Below are 18402 nucleotides of genomic sequence, written 5' to 3' on the forward strand. Positions count from 1 at the left end.
TAAGATACTTCCGCTTTTCTCGTTAATGATAACCGTTTGTGCCATTAGCACTGCTGCTTGTTTTATGTTTAGGGTTTGATCCAGCTTGTTGATTTTTCTGCTTTGTATCTCCATCTTTTTTCGTTTTTTTCGTCATTGCTTCATCCTCCTAGCTCATAATGATAAGAAACTTATCATCAATTAATATGGCTAGTTTTTCCCTAAGCATAATAGTAAATTATAGAAGAAAGCAATAACATTACTCATCACAATCAATTCTACGACAATTAATGATCGCATTAATTTCTCCACCCACGATAATAGTCATCCCAGTTAGGTAGAACCATATCATTAATACAATAATACCGCCGAGACTACCATACGTGGAACTATAATTTCCAAAACTTTCAACGTAGTAAGAAAAAGCTACAGAAACGATAATCCACCCAACCGTCGCAAAAATAGCCCCTGTTGTAACTTCCTTCATTTTCAAGCGTTTATTAGGTGCAATGAAATAAAGAAATGAAAATACAACCAATAAGATAATAGAACTCAGAATCCACCTTACCGCATTCCATGCATTCATAAATTCTATCGAAAAGCCAAATGATGACGAAATAAACAAGCCAATTTTTTGTCCAAATACAGGAAGTAATAACGCAACAACAATTACAAAAATCATAGCAAATGTTAATAAGATCGACACACCTCTAGCTACGAGAGGTGATCTACTTTCGTTCACTTCATACGCACGGTTAAAAGCTCTCACTACCGCATTCATCCCTATCGACGCTGTCCATATCGTCCCAATAATTCCAAATGAAAGAAGTGTGCTATTTTGTGAACCGACGATAAGCTTTAAATTCGCTTCAATCATTTCGAGTGTTTCACCTGGAGCAAATTGTTGAAATACTTCCATAACATCCTCTTGTGAAACAGGCAAATAAGCAAGTAAGGTCACTAAAAAAATTAAAAAAGGAAACAATGAAAGCAAGAAAAAATAGGCCAACTCAGCAGACAAACCTACAATATCATCATCATTAAACCGCCTAAAAAGCTCCTTAACAAAGAAGACGACACTCATTCTCCGCTTAGTCTCCATTTAGAACACCCACTTATCCTTCCTTATCGTTAAAAACTTTCTCTTTCGTATCCTTCACTACCTCTATCATTTGAGGAGTTGATTGTTTTAATTCATAGGCTTTAGTCGTAACAAACGATACATCTTCTTCTATTTCTTCAATCGTTGTTCTCACTGTATGTATTTGATCTTTAATTTTCACTGCTAATGTTGCAGGATCTTTTAGAAATTCTCCCGTAGTATGCACTGCTTTTCTTCCTTGTGTAACAACTTCTTTCCTTGTTTCCTTGTTTAGCATTGCAATTGCTCCACCTACAAAAGCGCCTGCCATCATCCCTTTGAACAAATTATTTGCTGACATGCTCACCTCTCCCTTTTATTACACCATTCAAATATTATGTTTATTTTTTATCATCTGTAGTAAATTCTCACAGCCTTTGACGACTAAATCATATACTTCTTCAAAATTCCCTGTAAAGTATGGGTCTGGCACATCATCTATATCACTTTCAGGAACAAGGTCAAGAAGTCTTCCAATATAACCTGTTTTATTGTACCCCGCCATCTTATGGAGGTTTCCAATATTTTCAGAATCCATACCAATAATATAATCAAAATTCTCTAAATCATTTTCAACAACTTGCCGTGCTTTCATACCTTCGAAAGGAATCCCCTTACCTGTTAGTATCCCTTGAGTACCTTCGTGAGGTGGCTTACCTATATGCCAATTTCCTGTGCCCGCAGAATCTATTGTTATTTTATCACCAAGACCTTGGTTGTTAACTATTTCTCTGAACACAGCTTCTGCCATAGGCGAGCGACAAATATTACCTAAACATACAAATAAAACTCGAATCATGTTTTCCAGCTCCTTTATCTTTCCATCTCCATTATAAGCAAAATTTGATTTGATATGTAAGATAGAATTTAAAATGTCACTCTTGTTTCATTTATAATGCTCATATAAAATTATTCTTCCTTATATAGTATTTATAATGATATATTTTTCAATGGTTATTTGATTATGAAGAGGCGTTTGATATTACTAATATTCGGAGTACCTTTTCTTCGCTAGACTAAAAATTTAACAATACACAACAGTTGCTCAATTGTTAATGTAAAAGGCTCTTTTCGTAAACATTGTTGCTATTGTTATCAAATTTGTACTATAAAAAGTGATTTTATGTTGTTAGTCATCGTTGTACAAAAGAAAAGATGCCACGAACGCTATGTGTATACGTGCTTATATCTTAGTACGAAGAACAACAGTCAATACGAAAACAGCTATATAAAAAGCAAAACATAGTTTACGAAAAGAGCCTTATAAAAAAAGATGTCAAGAGTTCTATAGTACGAACAGTATTTATATGAAAGAGCAATTGCTATAGCCAGAAAACAATTAAAACTACCTACCTATGTTAAACATGTTACAATAATAATAATAGTAATTTTGGAAAGGATGACATGATGAATTTATCTCAAAAATCAGTAGATAATGTGAATTATATGATTGAACAAATTAAAGAAAAATTGAATGTACTTAATTTAGGGGCAATTAAGTCATCCCATTTTGACGAGGAAATGTACGAAGAACTAAAGGAAATTTACGAGCTTGTCATGAAAAAAAATTCATTCAGCCCTAATGAAATGCAAGCCATCGTTGAAGAATTAGGTAACCTGAGAAAGGTTTAATAATAACAGCTCATTTGAAACAAATAGTAAAGCTATCAGAATTATTGCTTTACTATTTGTTCCCTACATACTGTTCCGTCAATCGACACTCCCGCAATATGCATCACACAGCACCGTTTTATAGAAGAGAAGATTGTACAGCGAAAGTCGACTTCAAAAAAGAAATTTATTCCCCACACTCATACAAACCGTTAACCCGCTTACAGAATTATTTCATTAGGGCATTGAAGTTTTTACACGCTTCAATGCTCTATGAATGTTTTGGTACACGTTAGCATAGTAGTGTACAAAGGGGGGATGGGTTTGGCTGCTCTTTGGCTAAAGACAATTGGTTTCTTAATCATTCTATTCTCAACTCTAGGTGTTTATATTTATTTTCTAAGAGTGTCACTTAACTCAGAAGATGCATCGATTATTGATCCAATCCCGGATAACAAAAAACAATAAATCACGCACAATTAAGCATCAAAAGAAACAAGTTTCTTTTGATGCTTTTTTTATTTGGTATTGTCCATTTCATACTGTTAATGGGTCAAATCTTCATACTTTCGGGTCTATTCCAACTGTTTATCGGTGAAATCTCCTTTCTTTCGGGTCTATTTCAACTGTTTATCGGTCAAATCTCCTTTCTTTCGGGTCAGTTTCAACTGTTTATCGGTCAATTCTCCTTTCTTTCGGGTCAGTTTCAACTGTTTATCGGTCCTCACCTCTTTTTAATACGGGCTATTTACTAGCCAATCAACACCTTAAATGATTTACTCGTTTTTCATTTTCTCGTCGATGCATTACTATTAAATACTTTGATTACTTCACGTATTTGTCGGGGAATTGGTACACCAAGTTTACCACCGTTTTCTGTAATACTAATAAACTCAATAATAATATAAGCGATTGTTACCCCGTCGCCAATGTAACCTGTTCTAAACACTATTTTTTCCAGTAAATAAACTGCACTAATTAATAATAGGACGTACATTTTTTTCAGTAGTCCTTTAAAACCATTTGCACCATTCAGGTTTTTATTCATTAGACCAACGAGCAAGCCTGTAATACAATCAATAACCATCATTGCTAGGAGTATAGCAATTGCTAGACCTACACCTTCTATTAAAAATGAGATGACATATCCAATTCCAATCCATTCCATACAAGCTCTCCTTTCTCATCAAAAATATTCTATCTCTACCTTAACTTGTTCTAAGATTTTTTTATTCCATCTATCTAAAGTCAATTTGCATTTTTTCCATTCTCACTGTTTTGTTTTGACAAACTTTTGTAATCTTAGGCTGCGTGACGATGGTACTGTAATGGCAGTCCATGTTCCTATTAATGTTTTTAATTACTTACCAATCAAACGGATAAAGGTACTCTTTTGACAACCATCTACAATTTTCACAATGATTTTTTATAGCTTAGTTGAATCTTTACCAAATCACCTCAATTCATCATTTTTTAGTTACTAAGTTTATAAGAAAGGACACCAAACCTCAGATATGATATCCAAAGCTTGGTGTCCTCCAGTCGACTGGTAGAACGTGATTTATTTTTCTTAAAACTCTTCACCTTCATCAAACTTAACTCTTGTCACTTCGTTTTGATGAGTAATAATCTTTGTTTCACCGTAACTAGGTAATTGAGAGATCTTTGCTTTCCCGTTACTTACAATAACAACATAAGGTGCCTGTTGTTCATTTACATTAGCTTCAAACGTTGAATCTGTGATATCTATTTCTTTCAATCGCATTTATCATCCCCACTACTTAAGGTGTAACGGGATTCACCTCCCTTCCTTAAATAAATTGCCATATTGGCAAAAAATATTTCTTCCACTTATGAATATGTCATATTTTTGTGATAATATCATATTAACTTACCCGAAAGGTAATTGTCCACATCTTTTTACCATTTAGGTAATTATACTTACTTACCGAATTGGTAAATGCTAAGATATAATCATAAATAACTGTAGAGGAGAATATTCGATGAAGGTATTAGGGGAACGGATCAGATCGTTACGGCTAAGTCAGGGATTTTCACAAAAGGAGGTTGCTCATGCGATCGGAGTATCTAATGTCCAGCTCTCCCGTTATGAATCTGGTGATCGCAAGCCTGATGCGGAAACAATCAAGGACCTTGCAGATTTTTTCGATGTATCAACAGATTACTTGTTAGGACGAGCAGACAATCCCGTGTCATTAGCTCTAGTAAAACAAGAAGATCATAAAGAAAGTTTATTTTTCTTTGATCAAAAGAGTATTACAGAGGAGGAAGCCCAAGCATTAAATGATCACTTAAAATATCTGCGAGCAATCGCTAAAAAAGTAAATAAGGACGACTAATCATAGCTTACAAATATTTTAGTCAACTCCATTTAATTCTATTTCCACTACTAAATGATTGCAAATAAGAACATACGTTTGTATAATTTATGTAAGAGGTGAAATTTGTGGAAGTAGTATATGAACCAACACATTTAGAAACATGGGTTTCAGTTTGGTATAAAAAAATGAACATCCATCAACCATCAGATATCCTTGAAGAAACCATTTGTCAAATCAATAATATTTATTTTTTCCGAAGGCCCATACCGAGCTATTCTTATGAGAACGGCAAGTTTAAATCCATTACTGTTGATTCAAGAGTACAAGCTTTACAGCAGAGAGAACAATTTTTTCACGAGCTCTGTCATATTCTTCGACATTACGGCTGGCAATTACAAATGATGCCTCCAGCATTTAGAGACTTACAAGAGCGTGATGCCCAACATTTCACTTTATATGCAGCAATTCCATACCATATGATAATGGCATATAATCTCAAAAGCTCAACAATCATCGATACACTTATAGAAGACTTCAAGGTTAGCGAGCAGCTATGTACAGAAAGAGTAAGAAGAATATTTAGAAATTCATCAGTTGTAAAATAACTCCTTTAGGGTAACAGTGTCTGTACATTTACACTTAAGATGTAGACATGTAAACAAAAAAAGACCGAGAAATTTCTCGGCCGATCCCTATATAAAAAACTACGGCTTAAACATCATGCTCAGTGTTAGTTATTAATAGAACAATGTTATCTCCATTACGTATTCTTGTACTTGGCTTAACATGTTGTTTATTAACAGTTATTAAACCGTCCTGCAACTTTTTTACAATTTCGTTTCTACTAATATTACTTAAGCGATCAGCTAACACTTTATCTATTCGAAAATCACCAATCACATGAATTATTGATATTTGAACACATGCTATCTCATTAACTACTAACGATTTATAACAAATTGGGGTATTAACTTCGTCATCAGTTGGAACAGCTTCATTCAACCTAATGTGATCGGTATAGCTTTTATAAGCTTCAAGCTTTTTATTCCACGTATGGTTTTTTTCACACTTATAAATCGCATATCGATAAATATTTTTTCCATTCGCATTATGGCGTCTAATTAATGTATCGTAAAAGAGAACGACTCTACCACAATTTGAACAATAGCGTTGCTCTTGTATCACATCTTCCATATTAATTAAATTCCAATAATAGTGTTTTACGTTCATTTTCTTCACCTCTTCACAAGATAAAGAAACGAAACAACTACTCGGATATATTTTGTAGCATGACCGATTTCTTAATTATTGCATATAAAAAAGTTCCCCCGACAGCGAGAGAACTTAGAATATTGCATACTACACATATTCGTTCCGTTCCTTTGTAATGGGATAAAAAGACAGACTTCTCCTAAGGAAATATATACATATTTCAAAGAAGCACTATCAAATTTGTTGGTCCATTACAAAGTAGATGTTGGCATAAACAGAACCGAATCCTTTCTCCAAGTAGATTTAGTTGTATATTAACATACACAACTAAAATTACCAATATAATCTTATACTTAACTGTTATAAAACGTGCGTATCATTATTAAGCCTTTCATGAATCTAATGTAACAATCTTCTTTCCTAGGTTAGAAAAACCATCTGACAATCTAGAAATACTTTGTTGTTGGTTAATGACTAATTCTTTGACATCAGCAATACTATTTGTGTTCTTCTGAGTGATATTTGTGTTAACTTCAACTTTTGAACCTACCTCTTGCATCATCGATTGAACACCCATTATAAATTCTTGCAAATGTATCGTTTTATCATGGAAACTTTCCATGTAAGAATTTACATTTGAAGATATCATTCTTACATGATTCATTCCTTGTCGATTCTTCTTAATGGATTCCTGAGATCCAGTTATCGTGTGCGATGCTTTGTTAATTTTCTCTCGAAAAGCTAAAAGATGTTCACCAATTGATTCAGATGACTCTTTTGAAGACTCAGCGAGCTTTCTTACCTCTTCTGCAACAACAGAAAATCCTTTACCGTGTTCTCCTGCTCTAGCAGCTTCAATCGCTGCGTTTAATGCTAATAAATTCGTTTGTTCCGCTATATCTGATATTGTGCTTAAAGTGTCTTCAATAATTTGTGTTGTGTTTTTTACATCTTCCATTAAATCAACGGTTAGTTCAATGTCACAATTAAATTCTTCAAGATCTTTTTCTAATTCTCCGACTTTGCTCACGCTTTCTGTTGTTGCCTGTTTTGTAGATTCAACATATTCATTCATTTCTACAACGGATTTAGTAATATTTTCTATTTGTACATTTGTTGATTCCATTTCACTATACAATTCCTCTGTAAGGCTTGCTTGTTCACCATAAGCAATTACCATACTTTCAATTGAAGCCATCATTTCCTCAGACCGTTGACCTGCATCGTTTGTTTCAGTATTTAAATTCTCTTGATACTCTTTAACTGAAACAATTGAGGAATGGATATTAGCTAAAATGTGTGTAAGGTTATCTTTAGATTTGATCGCTTCGGCCTTCTGTTCTTCATTTTCTTCCCGTAATTTATTATTAAATCTCGTCTGTACAGCATTTGCAACGAAAACAAATAAAAATGACATTAAAATATATGCTGTATCTTGTTGCGTGATCTCAGCTATAGATTGGTCAAGATTTAATAACACAACTACGAATGTAATAATAAAAACTACAATGTTTATATTTCTTTCTTGATATATTCCCACTATAGTCATTAATACAAATAAGAACATGATATTTACAATATGAGGATCTAAGACAAGTAACATGATCATGAAGGTGCCTGCTAGAATGATATTAAAGTATTTAAATATATTCACATATTTCTTTAATTTAGATCGGTTGGAAATGAAATAAACTGGTCCTAAAACTAAATATATAAACCCTAATAAAGGTAATACTACGTTTAAAGGCACACCTATTAATATGTTAAATATTTGAGTTAACGTAACCATTGCAGCAAAAATAATCATGACTATGTTATTTCTTTCATTCATTAATTTCATATTACTTTCCATGCAAAAAACTACTTCCCTTCTCTGTTGTTTACACTGAAACTACATCTTTTATTTCGGCCATTTCCTTCCACCAATTGAACGTGTTTTTATTTTCATAAACAACTACTGCATCCATTATTGCAGGTATTACATCTGCTCCTTTATAGAAAAATTTATCACTTACTTGTTTAATATCACACTTGTAAACTTTATCAATATATTGATAAACTTTGGGATCACATAAGGCAATAGCATGTGTGTATTTATATCTTTCTGCATATTGAACAGCCAACCTAATTCCATTCATTCCTAACACACCTCGATAATGAGGTAAAACGGCATAACCGTCAATTTCAAAGACTTTCATGTCCTCTTTAATAACGTCTTTAAATATTTTACTTGTAAATTCGCTCATGTATGCAGATGGTGAAAATTCAACAGTCCCCCCTGCTTCTCCATTATCAGCTATTAATAAAAATTTATCGGAGTGTTGATTATGTTCCATTTCAAATCCTTTTTCTTGCCAACACGATTGCTTAATGTTGTTAAACAAATCTAATTGAGATGTACTACTTACAACTTTATACATTGCTTCGCCAACTTTCTCCTCATTTATTAATTATCCCTATCCTTACTATATCGCCATTAATTACAAATTTTTAATACTACTTTCTATTTATTTCATAAAATTTAACAACTAGTTATTTTGTAACAACAAATTGAATTTTTTACCAATTTATACTTTTTAAAAATAAGTCATCAATGGTTCTAATTAGGAGATGCTCATAAAAATATGATGTAAGTAATAAGTTGACATATTATACTGTAAGTTCTTACAATTACGGTAATTCATTTAGCAAAATATAGGATGATTAACATTACTTCATCACTGATCACATACCTTCAACTATTGGAAAACCTTTGAAGACCTTCTTCTTTTTGACTGAAGTTCTTTACATTTTATAAACAGGAGGAGAATTTAGATGGGAAAACAATTTAGGGAGTTAACTGAAGAACAAATACACTTCATACAAGATCAACACATCTTTTTCATTGCCACTGCCCCAACGGGTGATGGAAGAATTAATTTGTCACCAAAAGGGTACGACTCCATAAAAGTCATCAATAACCATACTATTTCTTATGTGGATTTTGCAGGCAGTGGCAACGAAACAGCAAATCATTTACTCGATAATTCGAGGATTACATTTATGTGGTGTAGTTTTGAACAAAAGCCCCTCATTTTAAGAGCATATGGATACGGCGAAGTTATAAAAAAATATACTGATGAATATTTTACATGGATGGACAATTATTATGCTCATATCCCACCCGAATCAGCTAGACAAATTTTTGTCGTGAATATAGAATCTGTTCAAACTAGTTGTGGTTTTGCTATTCCCTTAATGGAATACGTAAACGATAGAGACACATTAAGTGCTTGGACAAAAAATAAGACTACTCAAGGAAAGTTAGACGAATATATAAAAAAACATGAACCTCGTCTAGATGAAAAATATCCTATACAAAAATAGATGAGCTTTAAAATATACAACTTTAGATTATATGAGGAACGAATGTAAAAAGACATATAGCCTTAATTTTTTTGAAGGGTTGAGAAATATGAGTGTAACAAAAATAATTAACCAATTAATAGAACATAATATTATCCCATCAAAACCAGAATATAAACCATTAACTGGTGGTACTGTTAGTGAACTATACCTAATAAAAAATGTGGATAACTCTCATTATGTTATTAAAATTAATGAAACTAATATTGTGAAGTCAGAGGCTGAATATCTTAATTATTATAAGAATATCAGTTTAATACCTAACCTTATTTTTGTAGAGCCATCGTATAAATACATCGTTTATTCTTTTATTCCTGGCGCTACAAACTATACACTGAAAAGTAAAAAAGACTTACTTATCACACTTGTGTTAGAGCTAATAAATAATTATCAAACAGTCACTTCAAAGGAAAATTGGGGATGGGCAGATGAACCAGCAGAATCATGGAGAGACTTTCTTAAGAGTGAAATCACTCGTGCGAACACTCACATAGCCCCTTATTTAGGCAGTGCTGAATATGATTTTGTTCTTAATTTAATTCCTGAATCATCTACTTCGACTCACCCGTACTTACTTCACGGTGATTGTGGTATGCACAACTTTATTTTTGACTTGGCAGAATTAAAGGGAGTCATTGATCCAGCACCGGTTTTAGGAAGAAGCTACTATGATTTAATTTATGCTTTTTGTTCCTCTCCAGTAGAGTTAACAGTAGAGACGATAGATTCAGCTATGCTGCATTTAACAACTGATGATCGTGGTTGCTTTTCATATAAGGATGTACTTATTGTCTTATACCTCAGAATAGCAGCATGCATCAAACATCATCCAGATGATTTTGATGCATATAAAAGAGCGTGGTATTACTGGAAAGAAATATTAACGAGGAGAAAGCTATAGTACCTATTAAATGAGCCTATTCTTTCATAGCTTCAAAATAGGAAGAAGTGTTTTATTAAGTAAAACAAAAGTCAAACAGCACCAGATTCCGGTGCTGTTTGAACTTATTATTAAGACGTGAGATTAACCAACCTCTATAGATTTGCTGCTATTTTAGCAGCGACAATTGCATTATTTTTTACTAAGGCAATGTTTGCTATCAAGCTTCTTCCATCTGTTAATGCTTTCACTTTGTCTAGTAAAAAAGGTGTTGCGTCTTTTCCTGAAATTCCATTCTCTTCTGCTTCAACGAGCGCTTTGTCAATGATAGATGTAATATACACTTCATCTAATTCATCTTCAGTCGGGATCGGATTAGCAATGACGAGACCACCTTGTAATCCCAGCTCCCACTTCGTCTGAATTAAATTAGCTATTTCCTTCGGTGAATCTATTTGATAATCTACTTCAAATTGACTCGTTCTTGAGTAAAATGCTGGTAATGCTTTTGTGCCATGACCTATAACTGGAACACCGTTTGTTTCTAGATATTCTAAAGTTAGTCCTAAATCTAATATTGACTTGGCACCCGCACATACGACTGCTACATTTGTTTGAGCAAGCTCTTGAAGGTCAGCTGATATATCCATCGTCTGCTCTGCCCCACGGTGAACACCACCGATCCCACCTGTGGCAAATACTTTAATGCCTGCAAGATGCGCACAAATCATAGTAGCTGCCACCGTTGTTGCGCCGTGCTTTTTCATTGCAACGATATACGGTAAATCTCTTCTACTTACTTTTTCTATTTCCTTACTCGTAGCTAATAGCTCAAGCTCATCATTATTTAATCCAATTTTTATTTTTCCATCTAATATGGCAATTGTAGCAGGTACAGCACCGTTATCTCGAATTAATGCTTCTACTTCTTTTGCGGTTTCTACATTTTGCGGGTAAGGCATACCGTGCGAAATGATTGTTGATTCTAATGCTACAACCGGCTTTTTTTCTTCTATTGCCTTTGTCACTTCCTCTGAATACACTAGCACATCTTGTAAATTCATTTACTTATCCTCCTCAAAATATTGTTGATATGTTTTCACCAATAACTGCTCATGCAATTGGTTGTTAACCGTTTCTTGCGTTTGCAAAGTAAGCATTGAACAGGTCATTCCGTATTTACATGACTTCCTAAAATTTTCTCCTTTATTCATTGCATATAGAAAGCCAGCTACAAACGCATCCCCTGCGCCAGTAACATCTATCGCATCTATAGTAGGTGCAGTAATTTCTCCGTAAGCGCTATCATTTATTTGGTAGACGATTCCTCTTTCGCCACGTGTAATAATGACATTCTCTACACCTAGCTGCTGAATTTTTTCACACATAACACGATCATTTCTACACTCTCCAACTAATGTCATCGCTTCTTGTTGATTACAGATAAGCCAAGTAACTCCACCAAGGACATTAGGAAGCTTTTTCATCTTTGGAGCGGAAACAGGAGCAACGCAAAGCTTAATGTTATCTTGGCGGCATCGTTCAATGATTTTTCGTATTAAATGACTAGGTAAATTAGTGTCTAGTAAGACAATCGACGAGGACGTGATGTGACTCCAACGTTTTTCAATAAAACTATCATTGATTGAATCATATATTGCCATGTCAGCAAGGGCGATAACCATTTCACCTTCTTGATCTAATACAGCTGTATATGTTCCTGTGTTCATCTTTGGAAGCTTCATAACTTGACTTGTATCAACGTATAAGTTTGTTGATCCAATCAACCATTCACCTTCTTGATCATCACCGACGACCGATACAAGTGAGACAGCACTGCCAATTCGCCCGATATTTTCTGCAATGTTTCTTGCTACACCACCACTAGATTGTGTAACGGAAACTGGATTAGACGAGCCGTACTGTATGCTCTCTTGTGATTGTGCTTTACGATCTACATTCGCTCCACCTATACATGTTATTCGAGACGCTTCTGGTAAAACATACGCTCTTCCAAGAATTTTTCCTTGTTTTGTCAATGATGAAACATAGCCTGCTATTGCTGACCTAGACAACTTCATCGTTTCTGCTAGCTCATTTTGCGAGATATAAGGGTTTTTACTTATCAAATGTAAAATATATTTTTCTTTTTCATTCATGAAAATACACCCCACATTCCAAAATAACAACATTTGTCTTAACAATAGACTTTTGTTGATTATTTGTCAATCAATCTCATAAACACTAACTTCTTGTAAGAATATGTATGATAAAATAAAATTAATAGGCTGTTTTCGCATCAATCCTTGTTTTACATACTATGAAATAAACAAAGTTGACGTCTAGAATTCATGGTATCTTTTCTTTTGCAATACGATTACAACCGTATAAGATGACTTATTGCAGTTCTATTGGGGTCAATAGCAATAAAGTTTACGAAAAGAGCCTACCAATAAGAGTAAAGTAGTTCAATTAAATTTGATCATCTACGAACTAGGTTGAGACTCTATCCCACCTAATTCGTAGATTCTCTGTGGACTAAAACTAAAATAGACTAAGGTAAATTAGGAGAGCAACTGTATGGCTAAAAAAATTCTATACATAGAAGATGATTTAGAAATCGGCACATGGGTATCAGCATGCTTGACAGAGTGTGGATATGACATCACTTGGGTGAAATCAGGGGATGAGGCAATAAATTACGCAGAACAAATTGATCTTGTTATTTCAGATGTCATGCTACCTGGGCTCGATGGATTTACTGTCGGACAGCGTTTAAAAATGAAGTTTCCTGAAACGCCAGTTATGATGTTGTCAGCAAGAACTGCTGTAGAAGATAAGCTCCAAGGATTATCTTTTGCAGACGATTATGTGACAAAGCCTTTTCATATTGATGAGTTGCATGCTAGAGTCGAAGTATTACTTCGTAGATTTGGAAAATCTTCACAGCAAATGATTAAGCTTCATCACCTTGATGTATTTATTAATGAGTCACGTATTATCAATACATGTAATAATGATGAAATCATTTTGACAGGAAAACAGCATAAAATATTCTTTTATTTATTGGACAATCTAAATCAAATTTTAACAAAGGAACAAATCTTTGAAGCGGTTTGGGGCGAGCAATATATAGAAGGAGATAAGACGTTAATGGTACATATCCGCTATATTCGAGAAAAGATTGAACAGAACCCAAGTGAGCCAGTGGTTATAGAAACAATCCGTGGAATTGGATATAGGATAAAGCAATGAAATTTCGTCATTCACTTCAAGCTAAATACATCATTATTATTTGTTTGGCAATCATGCTCGTACCTTTCGCTTTTCCTTTAACGATCATTCTCATTAATTTACCTTTTACAAGTACACTTGATAATGATGAGACCATTTATACAAACAGTATAAATCTTGAAAATATGTGGCATGAAGAAGCAGCTAAACTTGCTGGTGCTTCCGATGAAACAATTGACACCCGCTTACACGAGTTAAGCAAACTATACCCCGATGCTACGATGTTTTGGGTTGATGGAACAGGAAAAACCAGGCTGACAATACCTATTGATGTGGACATTCAAAATCAATGGTCAGCCTCAAATAGTATAGCATTTATTAAGCAAACGTATGATAAAGACCCGTTTACGATCATTGCATTTATCGGTGAATCCACTACAGAAGGATTTATCGTATTTCAAATTCAAAGAGACCTCATGTTAACTGAATGGGAAAAGAACAGAGATCAATTTGAATACATTATTTATCTTGCAGTAATCATTTTAATGATCGGTTTTATTGTTGTATCATGGCTTTTTTTCAGAAGTATTCGCAAACGACTTATCTCACTACAACAGGTGATGACGCACCAAACAGCAGATGGTATCCCAGAACCAATACTCATTCAAAAAAAAGATGAAATTGCTCAACTAGAAGAAGCATTCAATCAAATGATTTACCAACTGAAACAAAGTCAAGAAAAAGAAAAAGAAGAAGAACAACTGCGAAAACAATTAATTGCAAACCTATCTCACGATTTACGGACACCACTTACTACAATTAGAGGTCATACACATTCATTGAATAAAGAAGAGCTCAGTACAGAAGGTGAACAATCTATTACGATCATTAATGATAAAATAGATTACCTTAGTCAATTAATTGATAATCTCCTCTCGTTCACGCTCATTTCGTCTAATAAATACCCATACAACCCAGAGAAGATTGATATATTACGTATCGTTCGTTCTTCGGTCGCTTCATGGTATCCGATCTTTGAAAAAGAAGGTTTTGTAATCGAAGTAAATTTACCTGAACAGCAAGTACAATGGGTTGTTGATAAGCAATGGTTTACACGCATACTTGATAATTTACTACAAAATGTATACCGCCATGCACAAGCAGGTAAGTATGTAGGAATTAGCATCATAAATCAACAAGGAAAAGACATGCTCATCATTAAAGACAAGGGTCCCGGTATGAATGCTGAATCTCAGCATAAAGGTGCAAAAGTTGGACTGTCTATCGTCCACTTAATGCTACAAAAAATGGAAATCTCTGTGTCACAAGTAAGCGATGAACACGGTACAATATTTTATCTTTCACAAAATGACTATATTAAGGATCACAGAACATTGTAGGGTGGATACATAGTTCCTCCCTTTCTTTTTTATTGTTACTACACTAGAAGATAAAGATGTCATTTTACATAAAAGTCATCGTTCTATAAAGAAAAGGTGCTACGAAATCTAGTTGTATTTTTTAGTACGGAAAATAACAATCTATGTGAAAACAGCTTAATTTTATGAAAAGCTATATAAGGCTGAAATGAATAGCCAGAGTTTAAAACAAGATAAGGTGTATATGTATATATATCAATCAGTACCAAGTTATCTGTCTAGAAAATGGTTTTGCACCATACAATGTCTTAGTTAATCGTATTCATCATTGCTCCCTTACAATGCTCAAATTCATTTCTGCTATAATAATCTACACTTTGGTCACTTGGCCAAACAATAATAAACTCATATTTTTGTTCTTTTGCCCACTTATTAATCGTTGATAATAGTTTACTTCCTATACCTGTTCCTCTATAGCCTGGAACAGTGTATACATTGGTCATAAATGCAAATGGATAAGTTACTCTCCCAGGTCTAGGTACTTTTTGTACAAGTTCTGTATATATATGTGAAACGATTTTCCCTTCAATTTCTACAACCCAAATAAACCACTCATCACTTGCTAATGACTCTATTAAAAAGGACTCACACTCTGTGTGAAACTTACTATATTCACTATCTTGTATTTTTCCACTTTCATCATCTTCTAATGTAAAATCCCATCTCATCTTAATTAATTGTTCAATATCTGTTGTTTCTGCAAGTCTAATATTCATATCGTTTTCATTCCTTTCACATACAGTTCATACTGCTTTGTTTAACTAAATTATTGTGAAATTCTTTTTTATTTGCTAAATTTATACAGTAATTAACGAAGTTATACAGTTCAACCTAGATAAATTATACCAATAATCATGTATGACTACCTATCTAAGCAGTCTGCAAAACATTGTTTAGTTATCTATCTACCGGCATAACTAGATCATTATTTTTCGTAAGGAGGACATATCTGTGCATGACTTAAAGGGCAAGATTGCTATTATAACAGGAGCAAGTAGGCTTAAAGGAATAGGAGCAGCAATTTGTAGAGAATTAGCCGAAACAGGATGCCATATATTTTTCACTTATTGGACAGATTACGATAAAAGCATGCCTTGGAGCATGGAATTAGATGAACCAATGAAACTAAAAGAAGAGCTACAACAAAAAGGTATTGATGTGTCTTGTATGGAATTGGACCTATCAAATCCTGATGCCCCCGAGCTACTCTTAAATCGAGTCGTTGAGCGACTTGGGTATCCCAATATGTTAATTAATAATGCTACATACTCTACGAATAACACGTTTGCTAATTTAACCACAAAAGAACTAGATCAACATTATAAGATCAATATTCGCGCGACAACTTTATTGAGTATTCAGTTTGCACAAAGGTTTAATAAACAATTTGGTGGAAGAATTGTCAACTTGACTTCAGGGCAATTTCAAGGGCCTATGCCTGGTGAATTGGCTTATGCAACGACGAAAGGTGGAGTTGACGCACTGACGATTACTCTCTCAGCAGAACTCGCCCCCTTAGGAATAACAGTAAACGCTGTTAATCCAGGACCTACGGATACTGGATGGATGACAGAAAATATTAGGAATGACCTAAAACCATCATTTCCTTTCGGAAGAATAGGTGAACCTACAGATGTTGCCAAGACGATAAAATTTCTCGTAAGCGAAGAAGCTGCATGGATTACAGGTCAAATTATCCATTCAGAGGGTGGATTTAGAAGATAATCTCATTAAAGCTCTTTTCGTAAACTTTGTTGCTATTTTCACATGAACAGTATGATGAGTATGATAAGGCTTCATAGGTTTTTAAAGTAGAAAGGATGCAACAAACGTAGGTATAGACATGCATATACCTAAGTACAAAAACAAAAATCTATGCGAAAGCAGCCATTAGAAGAGATAATATGATTTTACTCAACACCTACTATTATAAAGCAGACAAGATACGATAAGCTCTAGTTGTATCTGTGTCTATTTTCGAGAATAACAACAACCCTATTAAATTAGCATTCCCTCTCCGTCTATAACTGACAGGATCGATGTTATTATCTTGCTATTCGTTATAACAATCTTTTAGTTCCAATTATTACTTATGCACTTTTGAATCTCTTTCATGCTTTTTATTATTAGCACCTGTATTAGTCTTATATCAACGCAAGTGGACATAAATTGCTATTCTACACAACTTATGTCCACTTTCATTTTAATATCGCTATTTTTCACATCAGCCTTTATATATAATTGTGTAACTGATTTCCACTAAATATTACATTTTTTCATACACCGTCACAATGACTCCATCTATATTGTTACCTGAAATGTCGTATTGCTTATCAATAGGTACTTGAATTTCACTCGTTTGAGGAACAGGATAATATGAAACTGTATATTGATCACCATTCACATTCGCAAAGATGTTCTTTTCTTCTTTTAAATAATCTATATATTCTTCTAATGCTAGATTTTTTTCTTCCATTATAGCACTGTGAGGCAAACCAACATAACGGATATGCCATGGTTCATATTGAATTCCTGTTATGTCTATTTTATCCTTTGGATAGCGTACGATAAAGCCATACTTCCATGCATTTTGCTCTAACCACTTTCCTTCAGGTGCTTCACTCATCTTCATTTGAGTAGAGCCCACATCAAGGGATAGCCCTAGATTATGCTCGCTGGAACCTGCAGGTAGTGCAAAATCAGAGCCCAGTTCTTCATACAAGCTATTTTGTTCATCGAATCCCCGATAGCCACTACTAATAATAAAATGACTAACTCCTTCTTTGTTAGCTGCAGCTATCATGTCGGAAAAGTTGTTTGCAACTGCTGTTGATAAATATATTTCAGTATTCATCAACCCATATCCATCTGTTAGTTCTATGTGTGTGTATAAATTGACAATATCTAATTTCACACTCTCTTGAAGAACAGGATATTCATTGTTTACCAATAATAAATTCCCTTCAAAAATTTGTTTTTTGGCAATTTCAATTTTCTTCATTTTTATCGCTTTTTCTTCATCTTTCTTTACATCTACAACAATATTTTGTTCTTTTACTTTATCTTCGTAATATGGTGCTGCTGCTATATTAACTGCAATACCGAAGCACAATGCTATAAAAAAGAAAAACCCCAGCTTTTTCATTTTCAGTACCCCCT

The 18402-nt window shown here is 34.0% G+C and carries 21 protein-coding genes; 9 read left to right on the plus strand and 12 right to left on the minus strand.

Going from position 1 to position 18402, the window contains the following annotated elements:
* Positions 1-238: 238 nt before the first annotated feature.
* Genes V1503_RS07470 through V1503_RS07480 form a run of 3 tightly spaced genes read right to left on the minus strand, consistent with a single transcriptional unit; the run spans position 239 to position 1919 of the window.
* A complete protein-coding gene (locus tag V1503_RS07470) occupies positions 239-1081 on the minus strand; it encodes a YihY/virulence factor BrkB family protein (RefSeq protein ID WP_250886487.1) in 843 nt (280 codons plus the stop codon).
* Between the two features lie 13 nt (positions 1082-1094).
* On the minus strand, positions 1095-1421 hold the full coding sequence (locus tag V1503_RS07475; protein ID WP_410625986.1) for a YtxH domain-containing protein: 327 nt from the start codon (positions 1419-1421) through the stop codon (positions 1095-1097).
* 27 nt (positions 1422-1448) lie between these two features.
* Entirely contained in the window at positions 1449-1919 is a 471-nt protein-coding gene (locus V1503_RS07480) for a low molecular weight protein-tyrosine-phosphatase (protein WP_214480672.1), read from the minus strand.
* Positions 1920-2527: 608 nt separating this feature from the next.
* Here V1503_RS07480 and V1503_RS07485 point away from each other — a divergent pair.
* Positions 2528-2752 (plus strand): DUF1128 domain-containing protein, encoded by a 225-nt coding sequence (locus tag V1503_RS07485; RefSeq protein WP_214480673.1) that lies wholly within the window; start codon positions 2528-2530, stop codon positions 2750-2752.
* A 303-nt stretch (positions 2753-3055) separates the two neighbouring features.
* Complete coding sequence (locus tag V1503_RS07490) at positions 3056-3199, plus strand: hypothetical protein (RefSeq protein WP_320258376.1); 144 nt, start codon at positions 3056-3058, stop codon at positions 3197-3199.
* Between the two features lie 319 nt (positions 3200-3518).
* Here the strand turns inward: V1503_RS07490 and V1503_RS07495 are convergent, their stop codons facing one another.
* Entirely contained in the window at positions 3519-3899 is a 381-nt protein-coding gene (locus V1503_RS07495) for a phage holin family protein (protein ID WP_410625989.1), read from the minus strand.
* Between the two features lie 402 nt (positions 3900-4301).
* Positions 4302-4496 carry an XtrA/YqaO family protein gene (locus tag V1503_RS07500; protein WP_410625991.1) on the minus strand — a complete coding sequence of 65 codons (195 nt, stop codon included), beginning with the start codon at positions 4494-4496 and terminating at the stop codon, positions 4302-4304.
* A 238-nt stretch (positions 4497-4734) separates the two neighbouring features.
* Here V1503_RS07500 and V1503_RS07505 point away from each other — a divergent pair, with 238 nt between their 5' ends.
* Complete coding sequence (locus V1503_RS07505; protein ID WP_410625993.1) at positions 4735-5091, plus strand: helix-turn-helix domain-containing protein; 357 nt, start codon at positions 4735-4737, stop codon at positions 5089-5091.
* Positions 5092-5198: 107 nt separating this feature from the next.
* Positions 5199-5678: an ImmA/IrrE family metallo-endopeptidase gene (locus V1503_RS07510; protein ID WP_410625995.1), complete on the plus strand. Its 480-nt coding sequence runs from the start codon at positions 5199-5201 to the stop codon at positions 5676-5678.
* 106 nt (positions 5679-5784) lie between these two features.
* Here the strand turns inward: V1503_RS07510 and V1503_RS07515 are convergent, their stop codons facing one another.
* From V1503_RS07515 to V1503_RS07525, 3 genes are all read right to left on the minus strand, one after another.
* A complete protein-coding gene (locus V1503_RS07515) occupies positions 5785-6303 on the minus strand; it encodes a S4 domain-containing protein (RefSeq protein ID WP_410625997.1) in 519 nt (172 codons plus the stop codon).
* 373 nt (positions 6304-6676) lie between these two features.
* Complete coding sequence (locus V1503_RS25165; protein WP_496113361.1) at positions 6677-8137, minus strand: methyl-accepting chemotaxis protein; 1461 nt, start codon at positions 8135-8137, stop codon at positions 6677-6679.
* Between the two features lie 28 nt (positions 8138-8165).
* Positions 8166-8705: a GNAT family N-acetyltransferase gene (locus tag V1503_RS07525; RefSeq protein ID WP_410625999.1), complete on the minus strand. Its 540-nt coding sequence runs from the start codon at positions 8703-8705 to the stop codon at positions 8166-8168.
* Positions 8706-9099: 394 nt separating this feature from the next.
* On the opposite strand from V1503_RS07525, the gene V1503_RS07530 reads away from it, so the two are divergent.
* Both V1503_RS07530 and V1503_RS07535 read left to right on the plus strand, forming a co-directional pair.
* Positions 9100-9651, plus strand: a complete 552-nt coding sequence (locus tag V1503_RS07530) for a pyridoxamine 5'-phosphate oxidase family protein (RefSeq protein ID WP_214480682.1) — start codon at positions 9100-9102, stop codon at positions 9649-9651.
* 88 nt (positions 9652-9739) lie between these two features.
* Positions 9740-10591, plus strand: coding sequence for a phosphotransferase (locus V1503_RS07535; RefSeq protein ID WP_214480683.1), 852 nt, complete (start codon positions 9740-9742; stop codon positions 10589-10591).
* Between the two features lie 134 nt (positions 10592-10725).
* Here V1503_RS07535 and V1503_RS07540 read toward each other — a convergent pair whose 3' ends face one another.
* The gene (locus tag V1503_RS07540; RefSeq protein WP_410626002.1) at positions 10726-11634 is read right to left on the minus strand and encodes a pseudouridine-5'-phosphate glycosidase; all 909 of its coding nucleotides are present in this window, start codon (positions 11632-11634) and stop codon (positions 10726-10728) included.
* Positions 11635-12729 (minus strand): carbohydrate kinase, encoded by a 1095-nt coding sequence (locus V1503_RS07545; protein WP_410626004.1) that lies wholly within the window; start codon positions 12727-12729, stop codon positions 11635-11637.
* Between the two features lie 421 nt (positions 12730-13150).
* On the opposite strand from V1503_RS07545, the gene V1503_RS07550 reads away from it, so the two are divergent.
* Together V1503_RS07550 and V1503_RS07555 are read left to right on the plus strand one after the other, a co-directional pair.
* Complete coding sequence (locus tag V1503_RS07550) at positions 13151-13825, plus strand: response regulator transcription factor (RefSeq protein ID WP_410626006.1); 675 nt, start codon at positions 13151-13153, stop codon at positions 13823-13825.
* On the plus strand, positions 13822-15204 hold the full coding sequence (locus V1503_RS07555) for a HAMP domain-containing sensor histidine kinase (protein ID WP_410626008.1): 1383 nt from the start codon (positions 13822-13824) through the stop codon (positions 15202-15204). The genes V1503_RS07550 and V1503_RS07555 overlap by 4 nt, the downstream gene beginning before the upstream one ends.
* Before the next feature lie 287 nt (positions 15205-15491).
* On the opposite strand, the gene V1503_RS07560 is transcribed toward V1503_RS07555, so the two are convergent.
* Positions 15492-15959, minus strand: coding sequence for a GNAT family N-acetyltransferase (locus tag V1503_RS07560; protein WP_410626010.1), 468 nt, complete (start codon positions 15957-15959; stop codon positions 15492-15494).
* Between the two features lie 235 nt (positions 15960-16194).
* On the opposite strand from V1503_RS07560, the gene V1503_RS07565 reads away from it, so the two are divergent.
* Positions 16195-16968 carry an SDR family oxidoreductase gene (locus V1503_RS07565; protein ID WP_320258393.1) on the plus strand — a complete coding sequence of 258 codons (774 nt, stop codon included), beginning with the start codon at positions 16195-16197 and terminating at the stop codon, positions 16966-16968.
* Between the two features lie 541 nt (positions 16969-17509).
* Here the strand turns inward: V1503_RS07565 and vanY are convergent.
* Positions 17510-18388: a VanY-A/VanY-F/VanY-M family D-Ala-D-Ala carboxypeptidase gene (vanY, locus tag V1503_RS07570; protein WP_410626013.1), complete on the minus strand. Its 879-nt coding sequence runs from the start codon at positions 18386-18388 to the stop codon at positions 17510-17512.
* Positions 18389-18402 lie beyond the last annotated feature (14 nt).

This window comes from Nanhaiella sioensis, from assembly GCF_046557775.1.
GTDB lineage: Bacteria > Bacillota > Bacilli > Bacillales > SM2101 > Nanhaiella > Nanhaiella sioensis.

What these genes read in the sequence shown, in the direction of transcription:
- V1503_RS07470 (WP_250886487.1), bottom strand. Translation starts at nt 1,081, where the DNA reads ATGGAGACTAAGCGGAGAATGAGTGTCGTCTTCTTTGTTAAGGAGCTT.
- V1503_RS07475 (WP_410625986.1), bottom strand. Translation starts at nt 1,421, where the DNA reads ATGTCAGCAAATAATTTGTTCAAAGGGATGATGGCAGGCGCTTTTGTA.
- V1503_RS07480 (WP_214480672.1), bottom strand. Translation starts at nt 1,919, where the DNA reads ATGATTCGAGTTTTATTTGTATGTTTAGGTAATATTTGTCGCTCGCCT.
- V1503_RS07485 (WP_214480673.1), top strand. Translation starts at nt 2,528, where the DNA reads ATGAATTTATCTCAAAAATCAGTAGATAATGTGAATTATATGATTGAA.
- V1503_RS07495 (WP_410625989.1), bottom strand. Translation starts at nt 3,899, where the DNA reads ATGGAATGGATTGGAATTGGATATGTCATCTCATTTTTAATAGAAGGT.
- V1503_RS07500 (WP_410625991.1), bottom strand. Translation starts at nt 4,496, where the DNA reads ATGCGATTGAAAGAAATAGATATCACAGATTCAACGTTTGAAGCTAAT.
- V1503_RS07505 (WP_410625993.1), top strand. Translation starts at nt 4,735, where the DNA reads ATGAAGGTATTAGGGGAACGGATCAGATCGTTACGGCTAAGTCAGGGA.
- V1503_RS07515 (WP_410625997.1), bottom strand. Translation starts at nt 6,303, where the DNA reads ATGAACGTAAAACACTATTATTGGAATTTAATTAATATGGAAGATGTG.
- V1503_RS25165 (WP_496113361.1), bottom strand. Translation starts at nt 8,137, where the DNA reads ATGGAAAGTAATATGAAATTAATGAATGAAAGAAATAACATAGTCATG.
- V1503_RS07525 (WP_410625999.1), bottom strand. Translation starts at nt 8,705, where the DNA reads ATGTATAAAGTTGTAAGTAGTACATCTCAATTAGATTTGTTTAACAAC.
- V1503_RS07530 (WP_214480682.1), top strand. Translation starts at nt 9,100, where the DNA reads ATGGGAAAACAATTTAGGGAGTTAACTGAAGAACAAATACACTTCATA.
- V1503_RS07535 (WP_214480683.1), top strand. Translation starts at nt 9,740, where the DNA reads ATGAGTGTAACAAAAATAATTAACCAATTAATAGAACATAATATTATC.
- V1503_RS07540 (WP_410626002.1), bottom strand. Translation starts at nt 11,634, where the DNA reads ATGAATTTACAAGATGTGCTAGTGTATTCAGAGGAAGTGACAAAGGCA.
- V1503_RS07545 (WP_410626004.1), bottom strand. Translation starts at nt 12,729, where the DNA reads ATGAATGAAAAAGAAAAATATATTTTACATTTGATAAGTAAAAACCCT.
- V1503_RS07550 (WP_410626006.1), top strand. Translation starts at nt 13,151, where the DNA reads ATGGCTAAAAAAATTCTATACATAGAAGATGATTTAGAAATCGGCACA.
- V1503_RS07555 (WP_410626008.1), top strand. Translation starts at nt 13,822, where the DNA reads ATGAAATTTCGTCATTCACTTCAAGCTAAATACATCATTATTATTTGT.
- V1503_RS07560 (WP_410626010.1), bottom strand. Translation starts at nt 15,959, where the DNA reads ATGAATATTAGACTTGCAGAAACAACAGATATTGAACAATTAATTAAG.
- vanY (WP_410626013.1), bottom strand. Translation starts at nt 18,388, where the DNA reads ATGAAAAAGCTGGGGTTTTTCTTTTTTATAGCATTGTGCTTCGGTATT.